Annotated in this window: 3 protein-coding genes; 2 read left to right on the forward strand and 1 reads right to left on the reverse strand. The window is 72.3% G+C overall.

All coding sequences use genetic code 11. The features are described from left to right. Window positions 1–202 precede the first annotated feature (202 nt). On the forward strand, window positions 203–1,624 hold the full coding sequence (locus JWQ91_RS04515) for a CCA tRNA nucleotidyltransferase (protein WP_297781413.1): 1,422 nt from the start codon (window positions 203–205) through the stop codon (window positions 1,622–1,624). A 78-nt stretch (window positions 1,625–1,702) separates the two neighbouring features. Here JWQ91_RS04515 and JWQ91_RS04520 read toward each other — a convergent pair whose 3' ends face one another. After that, window positions 1,703–2,533, reverse strand: coding sequence for an oxygenase MpaB family protein (locus JWQ91_RS04520; protein ID WP_297781409.1), 831 nt, complete (start codon window positions 2,531–2,533; stop codon window positions 1,703–1,705). Between the two features lie 78 nt (window positions 2,534–2,611). Between JWQ91_RS04520 and JWQ91_RS04525 the strand changes: the two genes are divergently transcribed. Further along, a partial coding sequence (locus JWQ91_RS04525; protein WP_297781411.1) for a hypothetical protein occupies window positions 2,612–3,202 on the forward strand: 591 nt, incomplete at its 3' end.

A 3,202-nucleotide genomic window follows, 5' to 3' on the forward strand; every position in this document is an offset into this window, starting at 1 on the left:
GGCCGCGACCCCGGCCGTGACCACCGTCGCCACCACCGCCGTGAGGGCAGGCAGCAGCGAGGAGGGGCGAAGCACGCGCCGACTCTATCCGCCGGACTCACCCCTTCGGGCCGCCACGGCGGCCGAGCGCGAGTGCGGTGCGGGGGCGCCGACCCCACTAGACTCGCCTCCCGTGCCCGACACCCCGCTCCCCCCGCTGCAGATGACCGAGGTCCAACGGTCCGTCGGCGTCGAGCTCGAGCGGATCGCCTCGGTGATCGACGACCTCGGCCGGCGCTTCGCCGACGCCGGCCACGAGCTCGCCCTGGTCGGCGGCCCGGTCCGCGACGCGATGCTCGGGCGCCAGCACAACGACCTCGACTTCACGACCTCCGCGCGCCCCGAGCAGACCGAGAAGCTGCTCACCGGCTGGGCCGACGCGATCTGGGACATGGGCCGCGCCTTCGGCACCATCGGCAGCCGCAAGGGTCCCTGGCAGGTCGAGATCACGACGTACCGCTCGGAGTCCTACGACCCCACCTCGCGCAAGCCGGACGTGGAGTTCGGCGACACCCTCGAGGGCGACCTCGGGCGGCGCGACTTCACCGTCAACGCGATGGCGGTGCTGGTGCCGGGTCGCGAGCTCGAGGACCCGTACGGCGGCGTCGTCGACCTGGCCCACCGCGTGCTGCGCACCCCGGGGACCCCCGAGGACTCCTTCTCCGACGACCCGCTGCGGATGATGCGGGCCGCACGGTTCGCCGCCCAGCTCGGCTTCACCGTCGACCCGGGCGTGGTGGCCGCGATGACGGCGATGGCCGACCGGATCGAGATCATCTCGGCCGAGCGGGTGCGCGACGAGCTGGTCAAGCTGATCTGCGCGCCGTACCCCCGCCTGGGCCTCACCCTCCTGGTCGAGACCGGTCTCGCCGAGCGGGTGCTGCCCGAGCTGCCCGCGCTGGCGCTGGAGCGCGACGAGCACCACCGCCACAAGGACGTCTACGAGCACACGCTCACCGTGCTCGAGCAGTCGATCGACCTCGAGTCGCGGCTGCCCGGCGGCGGGCCCGACTTCGTCTCGCGCTTCGCCGCGTTGATGCACGACGTCGGCAAGCCCAAGACCCGCCGCTTCGAGTCCGGCGGCATCGTGACCTTCCACCACCACGACGTGGTGGGCGCCAAGCTGACCCGCAAGCGCATGCGCGCCCTGCGCTACAGCAACGACCTGATCGACCAGGTGGCCCAGCTCGTCGAGCTGCACCTGCGCTTCCACGGCTACGGCTCGGGCGAGTGGACCGACTCGGCGGTGCGGCGCTACGTCCGTGACGCGGGCGACCAGCTCGAGCGGCTGCACATCCTGACCCGGGCGGACTCGACGACCCGCAACCAGAAGAAGGCCGCGCGGCTGCAGCGCACCTACGACGAGCTCGAGGAGCGCATCGCGGTCCTCGCCGAGCAGGAGGAGCTGGGCTCGATCCGGCCCGACCTCGACGGCGCCCAGATCATGGCGATCCTGGGCATCCCGCCCGGCCCCGAGGTCGGCGAGGCGTACCGCTTCCTGCTCGACCTGCGGATGGACCGCGGCCCGCTGAGCGAGGCCGACGCGACCGAGGCCCTCCGGGCGTTCTGGGCCGCCCGCTCCTGACCCCAGCCCAGATTTGCGGACCATTGCACGTTCTTGACGGGCCAGAACCGTGCAAAACTCCGCAAATCTGGGCTGGGGTCAGATCAGTGGGCGCTTGAGGCGGCGGCGCAGCCGCAGGTCCCACAGGCAGGCGTTGTAGGGGAACGCGCGCAGTGGCCCCGGGAGGTTGCGGGCCACCGCGCCGATCGCCCGCATGAGCCGGTCGAAGCGGCGCTGGTCGCGGGTCGTCCAGGCCAGGTGCATCTGCTCGCGGAACGGCGCGTGCAGGAAGCCCGTCGTGACGAACGTGTTGAAGCGGCCGAACAGCCACTGCACCGGCAGCGGGAAGAACTCGAGCCGCACGATCGACATCAGGTGGTCGCGGATGACGTCGTCGATGTGCACCTCGGCCAGGTTCGCCTGCCAGTAGTCCTCGAACGCCTCCCGGGTCGCGGGCCACATCGATTCCCGCACCTGCAGGGTCGTCCCGAGCGGGGCGGCCTCGCGGTAGACGTGCTCGCGCTGGGCCTCGCTCATGGGGCCGACGAACGCCTCGTAGGAGTCCTCGAACCCGCGGTAGAGGCAGGCCGCGACCCACAGCTGCAGGCCCGGGTCCATCGCGTGGTACCTCACCGGGCTGTCCTCGGTCGAGAACACCTGGGCGTGGGCGCCGTTGACCGCGGTGCGGTAGTCGGCCCGCTCGGCGTCGGTCCCGAGGGTCGCGACCGCGAGATAGGTCAGCGTGGTCCGGGTCCGCTTGATCGGGTGGTCGTACAGCCGGCCGCTCTCGACCCGGCTCTCCGCGACGCCGTAACCGACCGCGGGGCGGGCCAGCTGCATGATGACGTTGGCGGCGCCCGCCATCAGCCCGGCCCCGATGACGGTCCGGTCGAGCGTCGGCAGCTCGTCGACGGGGGACGCGGTGCTCATGGGGCCTCCAGGCTACTTCTGATAACGGCTGTTGTCAGAAAGCATCGCGGGGTGGGTGGATTGTGTCAAGATGCCGGGGTGACGGAGCTGAGGACGTACGGCGGACGGTCGGGTGCCGACCGGCTCGCGGAGCGCCGGGTGCGGCTGGTCGAGGCGGGTCGCACGCTGCTGACCGCCGAGGGCGGGCCGGGCGGGTTCACGCTGCGCGCGGTGTGCCGCGAGACGGGGCTGACGGCGCGCTACTTCTACGAGAGCTTCGCCGACACCGGCGAGCTGGCCCGGACCGTCTACGACGAGTGCATCGCGACGATCACGACCCAGACCCTGGCGGCGCTGGCCGAGGTCGGTCACGACCCGGCCGAGGCCGTCCGCGCCGCCCTCGGCGCGTTGGTCGACCTGATCGCCGCCGATCCGTCCCGCGGGCGGCTCCTGTTCTCCCCCGCTCTCGCCGTCGTGCCCGAGATCGCGGCGCAGCGGGCTGCGTCGACCCGGTTGTTCGTCGACCTGGTCGGGGCGGAGGCGTCGAGCCGCACGGCGCTGACCGGCGGACCACGGCTGCTGGTCACCGCCGAGCTGCTGGTCGGCGGCGTCGCCCAGGTCGTCAGCGCCTGGCTGGACGGTCACCTGACGGCGACCCGCGACGAGGTCGTCGAGGTGTGTGCGACATCG

The organism is Aeromicrobium sp. (genome assembly GCF_025965075.1).
In the GTDB taxonomy this organism is placed as follows: Bacteria; Actinomycetota; Actinomycetes; order Propionibacteriales; family Nocardioidaceae; genus Aeromicrobium.

Coding starts and splice junctions, on each gene's coding strand:
- JWQ91_RS04515 (WP_297781413.1), top strand. CDS start 203: ATGACCGAGGTCCAACGGTCCGTCGGCGTCGAGCTCGAGCGGATCGCC.
- JWQ91_RS04520 (WP_297781409.1), bottom strand. CDS start 2,533: ATGAGCACCGCGTCCCCCGTCGACGAGCTGCCGACGCTCGACCGGACC.